This window comes from Limnobacter sp. (genome assembly GCF_046297615.1).
GTDB lineage: Bacteria > Pseudomonadota > Gammaproteobacteria > Burkholderiales > Burkholderiaceae_B > Limnobacter.
In genome coordinates this window covers 32,935-51,925 of sequence record NZ_JBKBHM010000009.1, presented here as the reverse complement: position 1 = coordinate 51,925, position 18,991 = coordinate 32,935, and the positions used below count along the sequence as shown (strand labels likewise).

23 protein-coding genes are annotated in these 18,991 nt (G+C 57.5%); 4 read left to right on the top strand and 19 right to left on the bottom strand.

Annotated features, from left to right (window positions below; genetic code table 11):
- Window positions 1-183: hypothetical protein (locus ACK4FF_RS15540; RefSeq protein ID WP_409711265.1), on the top strand; the 183-nt coding region annotated here is incomplete at its 5' end.
- On the opposite strand, the gene ACK4FF_RS15535 is transcribed toward ACK4FF_RS15540, so the two are convergent.
- Window positions 156-569, bottom strand: coding sequence for a PaaI family thioesterase (locus ACK4FF_RS15535; RefSeq protein ID WP_409711263.1), 414 nt, complete (start codon window positions 567-569; stop codon window positions 156-158). The genes ACK4FF_RS15540 and ACK4FF_RS15535 overlap by 28 nt on opposite strands.
- A 168-nt stretch (window positions 570-737) precedes the next feature.
- Between ACK4FF_RS15535 and ACK4FF_RS15530 the strand changes: the two genes are divergently transcribed.
- On the top strand, window positions 738-1,154 hold the full coding sequence (locus ACK4FF_RS15530; RefSeq protein WP_409711261.1) for a hypothetical protein: 417 nt from the start codon (window positions 738-740) through the stop codon (window positions 1,152-1,154).
- A gap of 1 nt (window position 1,155) precedes the next feature.
- Here the strand turns inward: ACK4FF_RS15530 and ACK4FF_RS15525 are convergent, their stop codons facing one another.
- The 4 genes from ACK4FF_RS15525 to ACK4FF_RS15510 all read right to left on the bottom strand — a co-directional run bounded on the left by ACK4FF_RS15525 (window position 1,156) and on the right by ACK4FF_RS15510 (window position 5,130).
- The gene (locus ACK4FF_RS15525) at window positions 1,156-1,524 is read right to left on the bottom strand and encodes a DUF5329 family protein (protein WP_409711259.1); all 369 of its coding nucleotides are present in this window, start codon (window positions 1,522-1,524) and stop codon (window positions 1,156-1,158) included.
- Window positions 1,525-1,599: 75 nt separating this feature from the next.
- Window positions 1,600-3,195 carry a flavin-containing monooxygenase gene (locus ACK4FF_RS15520; RefSeq protein ID WP_409711257.1) on the bottom strand — a complete coding sequence of 532 codons (1,596 nt, stop codon included), beginning with the start codon at window positions 3,193-3,195 and terminating at the stop codon, window positions 1,600-1,602.
- Window positions 3,196-3,221: 26 nt separating this feature from the next.
- On the bottom strand, window positions 3,222-4,148 hold the full coding sequence (locus ACK4FF_RS15515; RefSeq protein WP_409711255.1) for a hypothetical protein: 927 nt from the start codon (window positions 4,146-4,148) through the stop codon (window positions 3,222-3,224).
- A gap of 94 nt (window positions 4,149-4,242) precedes the next feature.
- Entirely contained in the window at window positions 4,243-5,130 is an 888-nt protein-coding gene (locus ACK4FF_RS15510; RefSeq protein WP_409711253.1) for an SDR family NAD(P)-dependent oxidoreductase, read from the bottom strand.
- A gap of 101 nt (window positions 5,131-5,231) precedes the next feature.
- Between ACK4FF_RS15510 and ACK4FF_RS15505 the strand changes: the two genes are divergently transcribed.
- The gene (locus ACK4FF_RS15505; RefSeq protein ID WP_409711251.1) at window positions 5,232-5,855 is read left to right on the top strand and encodes a TetR/AcrR family transcriptional regulator; all 624 of its coding nucleotides are present in this window, start codon (window positions 5,232-5,234) and stop codon (window positions 5,853-5,855) included.
- An 85-nt stretch (window positions 5,856-5,940) separates the two neighbouring features.
- Here ACK4FF_RS15505 and rplS read toward each other — a convergent pair whose 3' ends face one another.
- From rplS to rpsP, 4 genes are all read right to left on the bottom strand, one after another.
- On the bottom strand, window positions 5,941-6,321 hold the full coding sequence (gene rplS / locus ACK4FF_RS15500; RefSeq protein ID WP_409711249.1) for a 50S ribosomal protein L19: 381 nt from the start codon (window positions 6,319-6,321) through the stop codon (window positions 5,941-5,943).
- Window positions 6,322-6,428: 107 nt separating this feature from the next.
- Window positions 6,429-7,223 carry a tRNA (guanosine(37)-N1)-methyltransferase TrmD gene (gene trmD / locus ACK4FF_RS15495; RefSeq protein WP_409711247.1) on the bottom strand — a complete coding sequence of 265 codons (795 nt, stop codon included), beginning with the start codon at window positions 7,221-7,223 and terminating at the stop codon, window positions 6,429-6,431.
- Window positions 7,220-7,834: a ribosome maturation factor RimM gene (gene rimM, locus ACK4FF_RS15490; protein ID WP_409711245.1), complete on the bottom strand. Its 615-nt coding sequence runs from the start codon at window positions 7,832-7,834 to the stop codon at window positions 7,220-7,222. The genes trmD and rimM overlap by 4 nt, the downstream gene beginning before the upstream one ends.
- A 79-nt stretch (window positions 7,835-7,913) precedes the next feature.
- A complete protein-coding gene (rpsP, locus tag ACK4FF_RS15485) occupies window positions 7,914-8,165 on the bottom strand; it encodes a 30S ribosomal protein S16 (protein ID WP_409711243.1) in 252 nt (83 codons plus the stop codon).
- 233 nt (window positions 8,166-8,398) lie between these two features.
- Here rpsP and ACK4FF_RS15480 point away from each other — a divergent pair, with 233 nt between their 5' ends.
- Window positions 8,399-8,752 (top strand): hypothetical protein, encoded by a 354-nt coding sequence (locus ACK4FF_RS15480; protein WP_409711241.1) that lies wholly within the window; start codon window positions 8,399-8,401, stop codon window positions 8,750-8,752.
- Window positions 8,753-8,962: 210 nt separating this feature from the next.
- Here the strand turns inward: ACK4FF_RS15480 and rfaD are convergent, their stop codons facing one another.
- The 10 genes from rfaD to hisC form a co-directional block, all read right to left on the bottom strand.
- Window positions 8,963-9,970, bottom strand: a complete 1,008-nt coding sequence (gene rfaD / locus ACK4FF_RS15475; protein ID WP_409711239.1) for an ADP-glyceromanno-heptose 6-epimerase — start codon at window positions 9,968-9,970, stop codon at window positions 8,963-8,965.
- A 10-nt stretch (window positions 9,971-9,980) separates the two neighbouring features.
- Window positions 9,981-10,904 (bottom strand): D-glycero-beta-D-manno-heptose-7-phosphate kinase, encoded by a 924-nt coding sequence (gene rfaE1 / locus ACK4FF_RS15470; protein WP_409711237.1) that lies wholly within the window; start codon window positions 10,902-10,904, stop codon window positions 9,981-9,983.
- A 36-nt stretch (window positions 10,905-10,940) separates the two neighbouring features.
- The gene (gene lapB, locus ACK4FF_RS15465) at window positions 10,941-12,140 is read right to left on the bottom strand and encodes a lipopolysaccharide assembly protein LapB (protein WP_409711235.1); all 1,200 of its coding nucleotides are present in this window, start codon (window positions 12,138-12,140) and stop codon (window positions 10,941-10,943) included.
- Window positions 12,130-12,468 carry a lipopolysaccharide assembly LapA domain-containing protein gene (locus ACK4FF_RS15460; RefSeq protein WP_409711233.1) on the bottom strand — a complete coding sequence of 113 codons (339 nt, stop codon included), beginning with the start codon at window positions 12,466-12,468 and terminating at the stop codon, window positions 12,130-12,132. The genes lapB and ACK4FF_RS15460 overlap by 11 nt, the downstream gene beginning before the upstream one ends.
- A gap of 71 nt (window positions 12,469-12,539) precedes the next feature.
- Entirely contained in the window at window positions 12,540-12,836 is a 297-nt protein-coding gene (locus ACK4FF_RS15455; RefSeq protein ID WP_409711231.1) for an integration host factor subunit beta, read from the bottom strand.
- A gap of 201 nt (window positions 12,837-13,037) precedes the next feature.
- Window positions 13,038-14,738, bottom strand: a complete 1,701-nt coding sequence (rpsA, locus tag ACK4FF_RS15450) for a 30S ribosomal protein S1 (protein WP_409711229.1) — start codon at window positions 14,736-14,738, stop codon at window positions 13,038-13,040.
- Between the two features lie 160 nt (window positions 14,739-14,898).
- Entirely contained in the window at window positions 14,899-15,579 is a 681-nt protein-coding gene (gene cmk / locus ACK4FF_RS15445) for a (d)CMP kinase (protein ID WP_409711227.1), read from the bottom strand.
- Entirely contained in the window at window positions 15,576-16,925 is a 1,350-nt protein-coding gene (gene aroA, locus ACK4FF_RS15440; protein ID WP_409711225.1) for a 3-phosphoshikimate 1-carboxyvinyltransferase, read from the bottom strand. The genes cmk and aroA overlap by 4 nt, the downstream gene beginning before the upstream one ends.
- A gap of 9 nt (window positions 16,926-16,934) precedes the next feature.
- Window positions 16,935-17,834: a prephenate dehydrogenase gene (locus tag ACK4FF_RS15435; RefSeq protein ID WP_409711223.1), complete on the bottom strand. Its 900-nt coding sequence runs from the start codon at window positions 17,832-17,834 to the stop codon at window positions 16,935-16,937.
- Complete coding sequence (gene hisC / locus ACK4FF_RS15430) at window positions 17,831-18,952, bottom strand: histidinol-phosphate transaminase (RefSeq protein ID WP_409711221.1); 1,122 nt, start codon at window positions 18,950-18,952, stop codon at window positions 17,831-17,833. The genes ACK4FF_RS15435 and hisC overlap by 4 nt, the downstream gene beginning before the upstream one ends.
- Window positions 18,953-18,991: the final 39 nt, after the last annotated feature.

The following is an 18,991-nucleotide window of genomic DNA, read 5'->3' as shown; positions in this document are numbered from 1 at the left end:
AGCATGATGATTCTCCAAGCAATGTGTTTGTTGATTCCGGGTCATCTGCCTGCCGGTTCGTGCCGGTCAGTGCGCTGCCCTGTTGAATCCTTTAACGCCCCCAAAAAAACAAACTTGAGGGCTTTGCCGAAAAATTTTCATGCCGGAAAGGCGTTTTACCCCCGCTTGGGCGGAATGGAATAAGTGCCGGTGGCGTGGGCCACGGGGTCGTCCTGCCCCTCCGAGGCAATCCACACCTCGCCCACCGCCAGCGTTTTGCCCAATTTCATCAAACGGCAGCGCGCGATCAGGTCTTGCCCAGCCGCGGGTTTGCGCAAAAAGTTGATATTGAAGCTGGTGGTCACCGCCAAGGCCACCAAGCCGATGTGGGCAAGAATGACGCTGTACAGGGCGGCATCGGCCAGCAACATCATCACCGGGCCAGACACGGTGCCGCCCGGCCGCAACGAATCTTCTGACACCGAATAGCGCACTTCCACCCATTCCTCACCCACCGATTCAACCGTGCAGGGGTTTTGAGGAAAGGCAGTGCGCATGAAATCGTTGAGTTCTTCACGGGACAACAACACGCTTGGGTCTCCTGAGTCGATTTTTCTTGATGGATTATCACTCGATTGTGCCCAAGCAGAACGGACTTCCGAGTAGCGGCAGGGCCAAATGGCAGGCATTATTTCGCCGTCCACCTTGTCAAGACTCCATCGAATCGCCACCGCCGTTCACGATTCCAGGAGCCAACTTTGAAGACCAGCGCAGCACCTCAACCAATCATTGGGTTCATTGCCCCCTCAGAAGGCCAGCCCTACTCCAGCAACGCGAATACGCCCCAACCAGCCCCCCGCCCAAGCTCGGCCATCACTCAGGCTTTACAACAATGCTTAAAGCCGGGGCTGCAAGCATCAGCGCCTCAAGCACCAATTGCTCAATATGGCATGGGGACCCCGACAGCCCTACAGAACCTCTGCTTTTCCGAGCCCTCGCCCAAGGGGCTTGCGCCCGCATTGAAAAGACGATGGATGGAACACCAAACGCGTCAAGCGATCAGTGCACCCAACACCTCGCCACAGAGCAATCCTGACGGCAAACACTTGCTCGAAGCCTGGGCAAAATATGTCGACCGCCAGTCGAGATTTGTTCAAGAACAATCGTCTTTATAACTCACTTAGGCCCATTGCCCGCTTGTACAGCAGCCCAAGCCTGGTTCAACCAGGCTGCACTGCTGACCTCAGCCTGCCCGGGGCAGCGCACTGAGTAAGCCTTGCCGCTCATGCTGCTCTCGGTGCCTGCACGCTCAATGAACAGGGGCACCGTGTCGGCCAGGTTGCGCTTGTTGAGGTACTCGAACTTCTTCAGCAGGTGGGCGCTGGCCTGTTCCGGCCCATACCAAGTGCCGTTGCGTTGAAACTCGCACTTGGATTGCCCGAGTTTGTTCAGAATCGCCTGCACCTGCGCCAACACTTCCGGGCTGGCAGAGGCCCAGGCTGACACCGGGCTGCACAGCAGCAGAATACAGAGCCATCGACGCATGACCATCCCTTTTCGCTGAAAGCCACCAGTGTACAAAAAACCCCTGGGATCTTCATCGCCGGGGGTTCGAGGTGATCAAGCTGCAGTCGCTTTCTCCGGGGTGCGTCGCCGTTTGGGTGCCGGGGGTTTGGATGCCCCTACGCCACGTATCGCATCATAGGCCGCCAAATCAAATTCACGCATCTGACTGGCATATTGGGTCGCAAAGCCAGGGTACATGGTCGCGTTAAAACCGTCCTCCGTGAGGTACCAGCTTTTACAACCGCTGTTCCAGTTGGTGCGGGCCAGTCGCTTCTGAATCGCCTTGTTGTAGGCCTGCTGCACTTTGGGTTTCACATCCAGCCAGGTGATGTTGCGGTCCAGAATGGTCCGAATGGCTTTGACTGCATAGGCAATCTGCTCTTCCATGTACACCAGTGCACTGTTGTGGCCGGGCCCGCTGTTGGGGCCAAACATGATGAACAGGTTGGGAAAGCCCGTCACATTGATGCTTTTATACGCCTGTGCGCCGGTTTTCCATTCTTCGGCCAACACCCGACCGCTCAAGCCCCGTACTGGGTAAGGTGTGCCGCACTTGGGCACATCAAACCCGGTGGCACACACCAACACATCAAACTGATGCTCAACACCCTCGGCGGTGCGCACACCACTTTCGGAAATGCGGGCAATCGGCCAAGTGATCAGTTCGCAATTGGGTGCCTGCAAGGCGGGGTAATAATCGTTGCTGACCAAAATGCGTTTGCAACCCAGCTTGTAGTCGGGTTTCAATTGGCGGCGCAACCAAGGGTCTTTCACTTGTGAATTCAAAAACGCCTCGCCCAAGCGCTCACCGACACGGGTCAAGGGCGAATTCCAAATCACCGCTAAGGCCATGCTTTCATGGGTCCAATACAGGGCCTCACGAATGGCGCGTTGGGTACCGGGGAAACGGCTGAACACGCGTTTGCTCAACTCAGAGGTGGTGAAATCAGGCCGAGGCATGATCCAGGGTGCCGTGCGTTGAAACACACGAACCTTGGCCGCCTTTTTCACGATTTCAGGCACGATTTGTATCGCACTGGCCCCTGTACCAATCACACCCACCCGTTTACCGGTCAGGTCGTAATCATGGTCCCAACGGGCGCTGTGAATAATCTTGCCTTTGAATTCCTCAATGCCCTGAATTTTGGGCAGCGAAGCATTGGCCAGAGGGCCAGACGCCATGATCAAACTGCGGGCGCGCCATGTATCGCCGTTGTCCGTGTGCACCGTCCAAATGCCCTCCGCCTCGTCCAACACCACATCAGTGACGTTCTGCTGGTAACGAATCAGCGGCTCCAAGCCAAAGTCGCGAACCATGGACTGGATATAGCCCAGAATTTCCCGGCTGCCCGAATAACTGCGCGACCAATTCGGGTTGGGTGCAAACGAAAAACTGTACAGGTTCGACGGAATGTCACATGCAGCGCCTGGGTACTGGTTGTCACGCCAAGTACCTCCCACTTCGGTGGCACGTTCCAGAATAACAATGTTGTGCACGCCGGCTTTCCGCAACTGGATGGCACTGCCCAAACCTGCAAAGCCTGCACCGATGATCAGCGTATCCACCACAGGGTGTACCACCGGTTTACCGGTGGCCCGGGGCGACTGTGCATTCAGGGCGCGGCTGCGCCCCGCGGTTGTTTTATTCATGTGTCTAGCTCTCTGAAATTGGGGGTTCAAGCCGTGGGCTGCCAGGTCAACTTGTTGACCCAGGTGGGCACCTTGGGCAGCCAGCGCTTGGGAATATAGGCCGAGGCCTTAACGGCTGCATCCACAGGTTTGTGGTACAACCAGTTGCTGCGGTCAATTACCCAGCCACCGTGCATGCGCATCAGTTGATACCAAGGGTTGCGGCGCCCCTCGGGCGTGTCACCGCCATACTTTTCAAACTTGGCCATGGCCTCGTACAGTTTTTCTTCTTTCAAGCCCATGGCCACGATGTTGTCGCGCATTTTGTTCAACAGGGGGAAATACACCGCCATGCCCAACAGCAGCTTGGGGTTGAGGGCTGTGGCTGCAGCCTCCAAGGCCAGTCGGTAAGCTTTCCCGTGGCCCAGCATCTGAAGTACATGGAAATCCACGCCCAGGTGACGCGCCTCATCGGCATTGATTTTCGCAAACACCTCGTGGCACATCGGGTCCTTCACTTCATCCAGCAGGAACTTGCACAACGCACCGTCCAAGGTAATTTCCAGCATGGGAATCACACTGCCCAGCACATTCAAAGGCATCTCGTCGGCGTATTTGTCCAACCATTCGATGGTCAAGCGCAAATTCACATTGGGCTCGGGAATTTCACCGTCTTTGAGCATGCCCCAGCGGCGCATCAAGGCCAATTCCGCATTGGCATGCCGCTGTTCTTCGGCATGGAACCAGGTGTAGATTTCGCGCAGGGTGTCCGTCGGCGCTTTTTTGGCCATGGCGGAAAAGGCGCGGGCTCCAATGTGCTCAATCCAGGTCAGGTCAGCCATGAACGCCTTCAGCTTGGGCCATTGCTCTTCGGAAATCATTTCTGCACCGGGTGCGTCCCAGTCGAAATCGGCCAAAGCCCATTGGTTTTCTTTGATTCGACGCAGCGTTTTTTCAAGATCCAGTTGTGGCATGTCATTACTCCTCTGTTCGTGCCTAAACCATGTCAAGTCAATCATTGGGGCTCATGAATTGAGCCTCTCATTGGGTGGTCACATCCCTCACCCTTCACAATGCTTTGGCTGCCAGCCTCGCGAGTACACCGGCTCCACGTGTGTAGCTGCCGGGTGCAAACCGCTTCATCCGCCAAATCATTCGAGCGTCCAGTTGCGGCAACACATACAGCTTGTTGTTGTCCAGTGCATCCAGCGTCTCACGAGCCACCGCGTCGGCTGAGCGCCCAGTCCACTGCATCAGGCGCTTGGCCAAGTCACTGGAACCACCTGCAATGCGGCCATTGTTGGCAATGTTGGTTTTGACGAACGTGGGGCAAAGGGCAGTCACGTGCACGCCCGTGCCGGCCAGCTCGGCCGCCAAAGTCTCGCTGAGGGCCAAGGCGCCGGCCTTGGTCACGTTGTACGGCCCCATCAAGGGGGCGGCCGCGAAACTGGCGGTCGACGCAACGTTGATCAAGCCGCAGGTCCGCTTTGTGGCTCGGTTACGCAAACGGGGCGCAAACACATGGCAGCCGTGGATCACCCCCCACAGGTTCACGCCCAGGGTCCATTTCCAGTCTTCCATGGAAATCTCGCCAACAGGCCATCCACCAATGCCCACACCCGCGTTGTTCACCACCACATCAATGGCGCTGGCCTCGGCTGTGCCCCCGAAAATCTGTTCGGCCTCCAGCGCGAGCGCCTCCACCTCTTCAAGGCGAGACACATCGCACTGGACCGCCCAAGCTTGGTCTACAAACACCAAATCGGGGTTCTTCAATTTGCCGGCCACTTGGTCACGAATCAATTCAACGGTTTCCTGCGCGCTGGCCAGATTGATGTCTGCCACCACCACGCGCCCGCCACGGCGAACAATTTCCAGCGCAAAGGCCCGACCGATTCCACTGCCCGCGCCTGTCACGACTGCGTTGGCCCCTTTGCTGAGTTTTTTGCCGAACATCCGTTTTCCTTATTGACCGTCACATTGAACAATGGCATATTAAAACGAACGATTGTTCGGGTTCAATTCGGATCCGCACACCCTTACACGGACCTAGAACCATGCCCAGAAAACCTCAGCAGCAACGCGCCCGGCACACCGTCGATGCCATCGTCGAAGCCGCCTTCATCGCTGTGGCCCAGCACGGGGCTGCAGGCGCCACCACTCGACAGATTGCTGAATACGCCGGGGTTGGGGTTGGATCGATTTACGAGTACTTCGAAGACAAGGACGCGATTTTCGCGGCCATGGGGCAGCGCTTCTCCAGCGAATTGGTGGAGTTAATCCAAACAGTCACGCCGAGCATTGTTCGGGTTTCGCTTCGGGATGCCATCCACGAGTTAATTCTTCAAACAGCCAGTTTTCTCAAGAAAAATCAGGAGCGTTACCTGCGTTGCGCGCGGGAATCTGTGTTGATGGAAAAACATGTGCCGTTTGGACCGGTCTACCGGGCACTCAGTGACCTCTTTCTTCAACACGCCATTGCTCATCCGGAAATTCTCAAGCTGCAGGGGTTGCAAGCCGTGGCCTACATCTTCATCAACAGCGGCATGTCCACGATGACCCGGTACCTTAACCATCCGAACCCAAGCTTCAGCTTTGAAGAATTGGCGCGTGGCCTGGCCGACATGGCTGGGCACTATGTGGACAAAGAACTGGAAAAGAACGCTGCGGCGGCCGCCTGAGCAGGCGGAACGCCCATAAAAAAACCCGGGCAAGGCCCGGGTTTTTTGAGTCGCACAACCACAGACTGGCTGCGGCAAGCCCACCTTATTCGGCGGCTTGGGGTGCTGCACGGTTGGGCAGCTTTTCCTTGATACGTGCAGACTTGCCGGAACGCTCGCGCAGGTAGTACAGCTTGGCGCGACGCACGTCACCACGGCGTTTCACTTCGATTTTCTCGATCAGCGGAGAGTACAGTTGAAATGTACGCTCAACGCCTTCACCGGACGACACTTTGCGCACGATGAACGAGGAATTCAGACCACGATTGCGCTTGGCAATCACAACACCTTCGTAAGCCTGAACGCGGGAACGTGTACCTTCCACGACTTTGACGCTCACGATCACGGTGTCACCAGGGGCAAACGCTGGAATTTCTTTGCCCAGACGAGCAATTTCTTCTTGCTCGAGTTGTTGAATCAAATTCATTTTTTTCTCCAAACCATCATGCACGGTCAAAAGTCAGGCATTCCTGTTGAATGCACACAACCGCCAGAGGATGACCAATTAAAGCAAACCCGGAAAACCGACAAGGGTCAGGGTTTGCCACCAGATTGACCTGTTTTCGAACGCTGGCTTGCCTTGGAAGGCTTACCGAGCGCCGCTTGGGCTTCGCGTTCGAGGAACGCTGCCCACAGGTCGGGGCGATGCCGTTGGGTGTAAGTTTTGGCTTCACCCAAACGCCAATCCGCTATTTTAGCGTGATTCCCGGACAAAAGCACCTCCGGAACCGCTTTATTTTCAAAAACTTCCGGCCGTGTGTAGTGTGGGCAGTCCAACAAGCCCGCTTCGAATGAATCCTGCGCAGCCGACTCTGCGTGGTTCAGGGCCTCGGGCAACAAACGGACCCAAGCATCCAGAAAACAAGCCGCGGGCAACTCGCCGCCAGACAATACAAAATCACCCAAGCAGAAGGTCTGGTCCACATAGGCATCCAGAAAACGCTGGTCCACGCCCTCGTATCGGCCACACAACAGAATCGCACCCTCACCACGCCCTTGAAAGTCCCTCACATGGACCTGCTGCAACAAAGGCCCATGGGGCGTGAAATACACAACAGGCGCTGAATCGGCCCGGTCCGCCCGAATGGCCTGAACCGTTTTGACCAAAGGTTCGGCCATCATCACCATTCCCGGCCCGCCGCCGTAGGGGCGGTCATCGACCGTGCGGTGTGGGTCGGAGGTGAAATCACGGGGGCTCCAGCACTTCAGCTCGAACAGCCCCTTTTTCCAGGCACGGCCTACTACCCCCAACTCAATCAGGGGCGGAAACTGTTCCGGAAACAGGCTGATGATGTCAAAGCGCGGCTTTTGCCCCATCGGTGCACTCATGTGTAATCCCGTTGCCAGTCCACCACAATGCGTCGGCGCGCAAGGTCCACCTCGGGCACATACGCCTGAACGAAGGGAATGAGGTGGTTCAGTTCACCCTCCAGCACGGACAAAATAGCGTGTGCGCCATGGTCGGTAACTTGGTCCACCACCCCCAGCGATTCACCTTGCAGGTTCTCCACCGAACAGCCAATCAAATCAATCCAGTAGTACTCGCCTTCGGGCAACACCGGGAAACGGGAACGGGACACATAGATTCGTCCGCCCTTGAAACGGGCGGCCACGTCCCGGTCCTCAACGCCTTCCAGGTAAGCCACAATACGGTCGGCATGCACCTTGGCGCTCATCACCCGCATGGGCTCCAGCACAATCTGGTCAGCAGTGGGCTTCTGGGCTTTCACACGCCCCAAAGCCCCACCGTCGGATTCACGCAGCCGGGAAACCCACCATTGCTTGGTTTTGAGCAGCACCTCGGGCTGGTCCGAGGACGGCAGCACATTCACATGCCCTTTCAGGCCATAGGGCTCACCAACCCGCCCAAGTTCGATCAAATCGTCAGGTGCATCCACGCGTTTGCGCTCCACAATGAAAAAGTCCGCAGACGTCACCATCCACGGACTTCATGCTGAACTCACCCAGCTTGGGCCGGGTTGTTGGTTGGCCCGGCACACACCGGGCTAACCGCCAAGATCAGGCTGCTTTTTTGGTGAACTCTGTGACCAGACGCTCAACCGTGGGCGACAACTGGGCGCCAACGCCTTTCCAGTAGGTCAGACGGTCCATGGCGATACGCAGGCCTTCTGCACCTTGAGGAGCCACAGGGTTGTAGAAACCAATGCGCTCAATGAAACGGCCATCGCGGCGATTGCGGGAATCCGCGGCCACAAGGGTGAAAAAGGGGCGCTTTTTGGAACCCCCACGGGCGAGTCGAATGACGACCATAATATCCTCGATCAAAAACGGTATTGTTCACCGACCCAGGGAAGAGACACAGGTTCCGGACTAGGGGTCTAACGGCTGCAACACGCGGGTAAAAACGTTGTTGGAGGGTTTCTGCCGCGCACTTCCGGGTTGTGAAGCGCACGCGAAATCCGATAACCCGCTATTATATCCGGGGAAAACCAAGACCACAAGACAAAATCTTTATCTTCACCGTTCACCCAGCCAATCACATCATGCCTGACACCCCCAAAGAGCCCATGAAATCCAAACTGGTGTTTTGCTGGCTGGCCTTGCTGACCGGCGTCATCGGGGGCCATTGGATCTACGCAGGCCAAAAACGCTTCCTGGCCTATCTGGTGTTTCCGCCGCTTGGGGCCTTCATGGGCTGGGCTGATGCCATTCGCTACGGCTTGATGAACGACACCCAATTCAACCAGCGCCTCAACCCCGACTACCCGCCAGACACCCCGCAGACCAACGGACTGGTGGTCACTGCGGTGGCTTTGTCATTGGGGGTGAGCGTGACTGCCCTGATGAGCCTCTTGGCCCTGCTCTTTCAATGGATGCTGTCCGGCACTGTGGCCTGACCCCCCCAAGCAATACGCAAAAAAAAGCCCGCCAAACGGCGGGCTTAAACAGGGCTTGAGGAGACAGAGACACTTGCTTGTCCGGCACACGGAGTGCCAGGCCAACAAGCAGTCGGCAACCAAGGCCCCGAGAGGGGCCTTGGCGATTCGGTTCAAGACTCCGAATCCACCAACAAATAGTAAGTGTCCAGCCTCAGAAATTAGTTCGCTTCAAACTCCATATTTTTTGATGAGCCGCTGCACATAACGCCCAACACCCTCTTCGACCGAGAAAAACGTGCCGCTATAACCCGCCTTGCGCAGGTTCTGCAAATTGGCTTCGGTGAAACATTGGTACTTGCCCTTCAACGCTTCAGGAAACTCGATGTACTCAATGCGGCCTTGAGCAACCGCTTCAGACAGGCTCAACGCCGATTGGCCTTGATGCACCCGAAGGGTATTCAGCGCCGTCAGCGCCACATCATTGAAAGTCTGCGCACGGCCTGAACCCAGGTTGTAAACACCGGATGGCGCCTTGCCTGCCTGCTCGAAGAAATGCATGTTGACCTTGACCACATCTTCGACGGACACGAAATCGCGCTGCTGGCAGCCTGCATCGTAGCCGCCATAGGGCCCAAACAACTTGACTGCACCGCCCTCGCGAAACTGGTTGAAATTGTGAAAGGCCACAGAGGCCATACGGCCTTTGTGCTGTTCGCGGTCACCGTACACGTTGAAGTAACGGAACCCATACACCGGCGCTTTCAGGCCGGTTTGCATGGCACGCCTCAACACCTGGTCAAACAGAAACTTGGAATAGCCATACACGTTCAGCGGTTTTTCCACCTCACGGTCTTCAATGAATTGGCTGCTGCCGCCATACACCGCCGCTGAAGAGGCATACAGGAAGGGGGTGCCGGTGGACTGTGCCCAATCAAACAACTCCCGCGTGTACTGGAAGTTGTTGTTCATCATGTACTGGCCATTGTGCTCCATGGTGTCCGAGCAGGCCCCCTCGTGAAACACCGCTTGGCAGGCGCCGAAGTCCCCAGCACGCACACGGGCCAGAAACTCGGATTTGTCCATGTAATGGGCAATTTCGCAGTCCACCAGGTTGAGAAACTTGTCGCCCTTGGTGAGGTTATCGACAGCGATGATCTCACTGATACCCCGGTCGTTCAGTGCCTTCACCAGGTTGCTGCCAATAAAACCGGCGGCTCCGGTCACGATCACAGTCATGTTGTTGTCCTCAATTCAATTCTTCAGGCAGGATCACGGCCGTGCCCAGTTTGCCAACCACCACGCCACCCGCTTTGTTGGCCAGCGCAACGCTGTCTTGCACCCCAGCACCTGACGCCAGTGAGCAGGCCAGTGTGGCAATCACGGTGTCCCCAGCGCCGGACACATCAAACACTTCCCGCGCTTGGGCGGGCACGTGGAAAGTCCCCTCGGCATTGAACAGCGTCATGCCCTCTTCCGAACGGGTCAACAGCAAAGCGCCCAGGCCCAAACGCTCACGAAGGGCCATGGCTTTGCCCACCAATTCATCCTCGGTTTTCCAGGTGCCCATCACCTGACGGAACTCGGACCGGTTGGGGGTCAAAATGCTGGCGCCTGCATACTTGGCGTAGTCATCGCCCTTGGGGTCGACCAGCACGGTGACTCCGGCTTTGCGGGCCATGGCAATCATGTCCGCCACATGTTCGAGCGCGCCTTTGCCATAATCGGAAAACACCACCACCGCATGGTTGGCAACTTCCTGCTCAAACCATTCCAGCTTGGTGCCCAAATGCTCGGCCGTCGGCTTCTCTTCAAAATCGATTCGCACCAGTTGTTGCTGACGGGCCACCACCCGCAGCTTCACGATGGTCGGCACATTGGGGTCTTCAAGCAAACGGGCACGCACACCCGACTTCTCCAACAAGGCCTGCACTGTGCGGCCAGGCTCATCGTTACCCACCACGCCCATCAAGGTGACTGAAGCACCCAGCGACGCTGCGTTAATGGCCACGTTGGCGGCGCCACCCAATCGCTCGTCCTGCTTGCCAACCAGCAACACAGGCACGGGCGCCTCGGGGGAAATTCGTTCAACATCGCCAAACCAATACCGGTCCAGCATCACGTCGCCGACCACCAGCACGCGGGCTTTGCTCAGTGTGTTCAAATCAACCATGGTTATCGTTCTCTTGTCAGGTTGGACGGCGGGGTGTCAAGCCACCTTCTTGGCAGGCACAGGATAAAAATCCAGCTCCTCGGCACGGCGCGGCACAATCGAATCCCAATGCGCGCAACCCGGGCACTGCCAATAAAACTTTTTGGCCTGAAAACCGCAATGCTGGCAGCGGTAACGCTCCAAGCGCTGCGTGTGTTTGGAAATCAGCTCGCGGGTCAGTTTCAAATCCCGACTGCGCTCATCATCCAACACACCCCGTAGCTGGTGCTCCAGCAGCTTGTCGAGGCCCAGCAGGCTTGGCCGTGCGCGCACCTGTTCACGCAACAGGCTGAAAGCCTCGTCTGGCCCACGTGCCTCTTCCACCGCCTTGGCCAACACCAGCAACAGGTCAATCGAGGGGTACATCAGGCCGTAATTCTTGAGGGCTTCGATGCCTTCATCCATGCGGCCCAGGCGCTTGAAAGCCTCCCACATTTTTGGACCCACCAGCGGCAAATACCATGGGTTTTGCTGCTCAGCCGCGCGCCACTGGGCAATGGCGTCGTCAAAGCGGTCTTGGGAAAAGTACATGTGCCCCAACAACAAGGAGGCACGTACATTCTTGGGCTCGATCAACAACGCGCTTTGCAGATGTGTCTTGGCCTGATCGTGCTGCGACTGTTCCATGGCCTGCTCGGCCAGTTCACAATAAAAGTGAGCAATGTCCCCCGAGGGAATCGGCGCTCCAAATTCCCGCAGGCGCTGGGCCTGGTCAATCGCTTTGTCCCAGGCCTTTTCCAACTCATACAGCTCCAGCAACTGGCGAGCGGCGTCGGCTTTCAGGTCCGATTCACTCAGGCTGTTGAAGGCCTGTTCAGCACGGTCGAGAATTCCCGCGCGCAGGAAATCAACGCCCAACTCGTAAGTGGCCCTCTGGCGTTCGGCTTGAGTAATCTGTTCTCGCGTGCTCAGAAACTGATGTACCCGAATGGCACGGTCAATTTCTCCCTTTTTGCGAAACAGGTTGGCCAGGGCGAAATGCAACTCAACGGTGTGTGTGTCTATTGAGGCCACCTCCAAAAAGGCATCAATCGCCTTGTCGGGTTGCTCGCTCAGCAGGAAATTCACACCCTTGAAGTAGGATGCAGGCATGGGCTGTTGCTGCCCACCGTGAGCCCTTCGGTCCAGGCGGGCGGCCAACCACCCCAAGCTGAACAGCAGCGGGATGAGTACCAGCCACCAGGTTTCAAATTCCATGGGTAGGCCCTAAGGGAAGTACTGGCAAGTCGCTGGCCCCTGTTGCGGGCTGCTCGGCATTGGCAGGTTTGGGCTGGTCTTTTTCCAAGCGAACCAAATTACGACTGGCCACCGACGCGGTGCGCTTGGCACGCAGCCAAGAAGGCAACAGTGACACCCAGGCGAACACCGCGCCCAACAAAAAAGCACACAGCAAGGCCACCACCAGTTGCACCTGAATTTCCAGGCCCGGCAACCATTTGACAGTGACCAACTCGGTGTTTCGAATTGAGAAGGTGAGTACAACGAGGAAAAGTGCGATACGCACAACCCAGGCGATGGCTTTCAAGTTGTTTCCCCCAAGTGACTTTGAGTGGACGCCCTAATGCACTCCGCACTCAGGCGGACATGCCTGGGGCATCAGTCCTGTTTCTTGGAGTATAAATCAACTCGCTCGCGCAACTCTTTGCCGGGCTTGAAGTGGGGCACCCGCTTTTCAGGCACCACAACCTGTTCGCCGGACTTGGGATTGCGACCCACACGCTGTGGTCGCTTGGTGAGGGAGAAACTGCCAAAACCACGAATCTCAATGCGCTGGCCGTCAACAAGCGCCTGCGTCATGGTGTCAAGAATGCTTTTGACCGCAAAGTCGGTGTCCCGCACGGGCAGTTTCGGGAAACGCTTGACCAATTGGTTGATCAATTCTGATTTTGTCATTGTTTTTGGCATCAGAGGGTTGCCTCTTCAAGGGCTATCCTGAATAGGTTGGTACCGCACGGCCTGACGGGACACCCCGCACAAACCGCGAAATCGTTACGGCAATGCTGCTGATTGGCTTCTGTACTGCAAGGGTTGACCCCAGCAGTTGAACCGGTCGGCACCGAGGCCGAACCGGCTCAACAGCCGGGCCAGGTCCGATTACTGATTGCCCAGTTTGGCTTTCAGCAATGCACCCAGGCTGGTGGTACCGGCGGAACCGGCGCCTTCGTCAGCGATCTTCTTCATGGCTTCGTCGGTGTCAGCCTGGTCCTTGGCCTTGATGGACAGGGCAACAGAACGGCCCTTGCGGTCCACGTTCAGCACCATGGCTGTGACAGCGTCACCTTCGTTGAACGCATTGCGAGCATCTTCAACACGGTCGTTGGAGATTTCGGAAGCGCGCAGGTAACCTTCTACGTCGTCGCCCAAGTCAACAACCACACCCTTGGCATCCACGGACTTGACCTTGCCGGTCACCATGGAACCACGGTCGTGGGTGGAGGCAAACACGGTGAAGGGGTCGCCAGACAGTTGCTTGATACCCAGGCTGATGCGTTCGCGCTCGGTGTCGATGGCCAACACGAGGGCTTCCACTTCGTCGCCTTTCTTGAAGCGGCGTACTGCCTCTTCGCCAGTTTCGTTCCAGGACAGGTCGGACAGGTGAACCAGACCGTCGATGCCGCCGGGCAAGCCGATGAACACGCCGAAGTCGGTGATGGACTTGATGGCGCCGGAAACCTTGTCACCTTTCTTGAAGGAGGTGGAGAACTCTTCCCAAGGATTGGCCTTGCACTGCTTCATGCCCAGGCTGATACGGCGACGCTCTTCGTCGATTTCCAGAACCATGACTTCGACTTCGTCACCCAAGGTAACCACTTTCTTGGGATCAACGTTCTTGTTGGTCCAGTCCATTTCAGACACGTGCACCAGGCCTTCAATGCCTTGTTCCACTTCAACGAATGAACCGTAGTCGGTGATGTTGGTGACTTTACCGAACAGACGAGTCTGTGCGGGGTAACGACGGGACAGACCGACCCATGGGTCTTCGCCCAGTTGCTTCACGCCCAGGGACACACGGTTCTTGTCTTGGTCGAACTTCAGAACCTTGGCTTCGATTTCCTCGCCCACAGTCAGCACCTCGGAAGGGTGACGTACACGGCGCCATGCCAGGTCGGTGATGTGCAGCAGACCGTCGATACCACCGAGGTCCACGAACGCGCCGTAGTCGGTGATGTTCTTGACGATACCCTTGACCACAGAACCTTCCTGCAGGTTGGACAGGAGCTTTTCGCGCTCTTCACCCATGGTGGCTTCAACCACGGCACGGCGGCTCAGCACCACGTTATTGCGCTTGCGGTCCAGCTTGATGACTTTGAACTCGAGGGTTTTGCCTTCGAATGGGGTGGTGTCCTTCACGGGGCGCACGTCAACCAGAGAACCTGGCAGGAAAGCGCGGATGGAGTTCACCATGACGGTCAGACCGCCTTTCACCTTGCCGGTGATGGTACCAGTGACCAGCTCGCCGGATTCCAGGGCTTGCTCCAGGCTCAGCCATGCGGACAGGCGCTTGGCCTTGTCGCGAGACAGGCGGGTTTCACCGAAACCGTCTTCGAGGGACTCGATGGCCACGGAGATGAAGTCGCCTTCATTCACGTCCAGGTTGCCCTGGTCGTCTTTGAATTCTTCCAGAGGAATGTAACTTTCGGATTTCAGCCCGGCATTCACCACCACGTAGTTGTAGTCAACGCGGACTACTTCGGCGGTGATCACTTCACCAGTGCGCATTTCCTTGCGGGCAAGGCTTTCCTCAAAGAGGGCTGCGAAACTTTCGGGGGCTTGGGTAACTTGAGTTGCGGTCATAAATGTGATGTCAAACACACCAATGCGTGAGGCACGGTGGAGTTAAAAAACGCCCGTTGCGCGATTGCTTCGGGCGGCATCCTTGCGGAACCACTCCGCAAGGGTCGGAAATATACCAGAAAAAAGCCTGATCCTTCAAGGACTTTATGCAAAACCGGGGTCAGACAGACTGCGCCCAACCGATGATGGTCTGGACCACCTGCTCGATGCCCATGTCGGAGCAGTCCAGCACACGGGAATCCGGATAGGGTTTCAAGGGGGCTACCGCGCGCTGCATGTCCCGCTCGTCACGGGCCACAAGGTCAGCGTGGATGGCCTGAAAGTCGGCCTTCTGGCCCCGCCCCTCAATCTGCCTGACACGGCGCTCGGCCCGCACTTGGGCGCTTGCCGTGAGAAACACCTTCAGGCTGGCGTCGGGAAACACCACCGACCCCATGTCACGGCCATCGGCCACCAAACCGGGGGCCTTGCGGAAATCGCGCTGGCGCTGCAACAAGCCTGCACGAATGTCAGGCACCACGGCCAGTTTGGACGCATGCAGGCCCGCTTCTTCAGTTCGAATGGCGGCCGACACATCCAAGCCCTGCAACACCACGCGGTCGCCCACAAACTCAACGGGCAAGGACCACGCCAGCTTGACCAGCGCGTCCTGATGTTCAGGCTTGGCCACATCCAGCGCAGCATGCTCACTGGCCACGGCCAATACTCGGTAAATGGCACCGCTGTCCAGGTAGTGATAACCCAGTTGGGCTGCCACCAGTGAGGCCACAGTGCCTTTGCCGGATGCGGTGGGCCCGTCAATCGCGATGACCTTGGGCAGGGGAGAAGTCGCGGTGCTCATGATTCAACCTTCACGGAGTCAACTTGCATACCCAGGGACTGGCACAAGGCCACAAAACCAGGGAAGGAGGTGTCCACAGTCTGGGCACCGCGAATTCGCATGGTGCCGCGCGCGCGGATGGCCGCCACAGTGAATGACATGGCGATTCGGTGGTCGCCCTGGGATTCAATCTCGGTGGCGGTGTAACGCAAACCAGCCTGACCACCCAAGCCCTGAATCACCATGCCATCTTCCGTGGGCTGTGCATCCACCCCACAGGCTTTCAGGCCATCGGCCATTACCGCAATTCGGTCCGACTCTTTCACCCGCAACTCTTCAGCGCCGGTCAACACGGTGGTGCCCAGCGCATTAGCGGCCGCCACAAAAATGACAGGGAACTCGTCAATGGCCAAAGGCACCAGATGCTCGGGAATCTGAATGCCCTTGAGTTGGGCACTGCGCACACGAACATCGGCCACGGGTTCGCCACCCACCACGCTGTGGTTGGACAACTCAAGGTTGGCTCCCATCAGCTTGAGAATGTCGATGACACCTGTGCGGGTGGGGTTCATGCCCACGTGCTTGAGTGTGATGTCGGCCTCTTCACAAATTGAGGCGGCCACCATGAAAAAAGCGGCTGAGGATATGTCAGAAGGCACATCGATTCGGGTGGCTTTCAAACGCTGGCCGCCACGAACACGGGCGGTTGGGCCGTCCGTCTCCACCTCCACTCCGAACCCACGCAGCATGCGCTCGGTGTGGTCGCGCGTCACAGCGGGTTCAGTGGTCTGCGTCACTCCGTCAGCGTACAAGCCAGCCAGCAGCACACAGCTTTTCACTTGGGCAGAAGCCATAGGCAGGGCGTACGCAATGGGTTTCAAGCCCGGTGTGGCCTGAATGCGCAGGGGTGGACGGCCACCCTCCCCGGCTTCGATGCGGGCACCCATCAGGGCCAAAGGGTCCATCACCCGCTTCATGGGGCGCTTGGACAGGCTGGCATCCCCCACCAAAGTAACATCAAAGCCCTGGCCGGCCATCAGTCCGGAAATCAGGCGCATCGAGGTGCCGCTGTTGCCACAATCCAAAGGAGCAGCAGGCTGCTTCAGGCCATGCAAGCCCACGCCGTGCACCGTCACCCGCCCTTGGTCGGGCCCGTCAATACGCACACCCATGGCACGAAAGGCGTTCATGGTTGAGATAGCGTCCTCGCCCTCGAGAAAGCCTTCCACTTCGGTGACGCCATCGGCGATGGAGCCCATCATGATGGAGCGGTGAGAAATGGATTTGTCGCCGGGCACGCGCCCCTGACCAGACATGGCCGAGGTGCTGCGGGCGTGAAATTCAATGAGATTCAGGTCTGAAGCCATGGTGCTTTTTCAACGAGGTTTCCAGGCTGAGCGGTAATCGGCAGCGGTTGCCAACACCTGCTCAAGCGTTTTGCGATCGTCTTGCTCGATGGCCTGACGCAGCCGCGAAATGGTGTGTTCAAACTGCCCCAGTGCTGCCAAAAGGGCCTTGCTGTTGTTCTGAAAAATATCGGCCCACATCTCGGGGCTGCTGGCCGCAATGCGGCTGAAGTCCCGATAACCAGCGCCACCCTCTTGCATGAAGCGCCCCCCCTTGGGATGGTCCAAAACACTGGCCACGTAGGCAAATGCCAGCAGGTGTGGCAAATGGCTGACGGTGCCAAACATCTCGTCATGGTCCAAGGCCTGCATCTGGTTGACCGTGGCACCCAAGGCTTTCCAGAATGCAGCCACCCGGTCAAGGTTGACTGCGGACGTACCAGCCAAAGGGGTCAGTACGCAGTTTTTGCCGACGAACAAGTCAGGCAAAGCCGCTGCTGGGCCGTGTGTTTCTCCGCCCGCAATCGGGTGTGCGGGCACGAAGCGGGCGATCAGGCCGGGGAACTGAGGCTCTAACTCCGCAATCATGTCCACCACATCGGCCTTGGTGCTGCCTGCATCGAAAATCACACAATTGGCAGGCAACACCGGCAGGAACTGGGTCAGCACCTGCTTGTATTGGCGCACCGGAATTGAAAGCACAACAGCATCCACCTGTCGCACTGTGGAATCGCCGGGGCTGACCACGCACTCGTCAATCAGGCCCAAGCGCAGGGCCTCATGGGTGGTTTCCAGCCGACGCGAATACCCCAGCACATGGCCCACCAATCCACGTTGTTTGGCGCCCAAGCAAATGGAGCCGCCGATCAGGCCTACACCGATGGCCAAAACCCGGTTAAACAAGCGCGGCGGCTTGCCAGGCGCACTCAAGCCAGCACCTTCAGTGCCTGGGGCAACGCCTGCAGGAAAGCCTTGTTTTCTTCGGGAAGGCCAATTGACACGCGCAGCCACTGCGGCAAGCCGTAGTTGTTGACTGGGCGCACAATCACGCCCAAGCGCTGCAGGGCATCGAACACCTTCAAGCCTGCATCGTCGGTTGAACCCACCTTCAACAACACGAAATTGCCGTAGGACGGCACATACTCAAGCCCCATGGCCTGGAAACTGGATTGCAACAGCGCCAGACCCGCCTGATTCACCTCGTAGGTTTGTTGCAGGAAGTCGTGGTCATCCAGCGCCGCTTCCGCCGCTGCCAGAGCGATGGAGTTCACATTGAAGGGTTGACGAACCCGGTTAAGCAAGTCCGCCACCTGTGTGCCAGACACCGCATAGCCCACCCGCAAACCAGCCAAACCATAGGCCTTGGAGAAACTGCGGGACACCAGCAAATTGGGGAATTGGGCCACCCACTGCGTGCTGTCGTACTGGTCTTCGGGTTTGAGGAATTCGTTGTAGGCTTCGTCAAGGACCACCAGCACTCGGCTGGGTACCTTGGCCAGGAAACTCAGCAACACATCCTGCTTGAGAAAAGTACCCGTCGGATTGTTCGGATTGGCGATGAACACCACTCGGGTCTGCTCATCAATGGCCGCCAAAAAACCGTCCAGATCGTGCGTATAGGCCACCGCAGGCACCACCTTGGACTGCGCACCGCAACCTTGAGTGGCCAACGGGTAGACAGCGAACGCGTACTGCGAGAACACTGAGTTGGTACCGTGAGTCAAAAAGGCCTTGGCCGCCAATTCCAGAATGTCATTGGACCCATTGCCCAAGGTGACCTGCTCCGGCTGAATGCCATGTTTGGCTGCAATTTTGGCTTTCAGGGCAAACCCGTTGGCATCGGGGTAACGCCCCAAGTCGGCCACCGCACGCGCAATGGCTGCTTGGGCCTTACCGCCCAAGCCCAAGGGGTTTTCATTGGAGGCGAGTTTGACCACTTTGGCCGGGTCCAAACCCAATTCACGCACCACATCGGAGACCGGCTTGCCCGCTTTGTATGGGGCAATGGCGCGGATAAAATCGGGGGCCAATTGTGTGAGCTCTGACATGGAATCAACCTGCTAAAAAATTCAAAACCAGACTTCCGG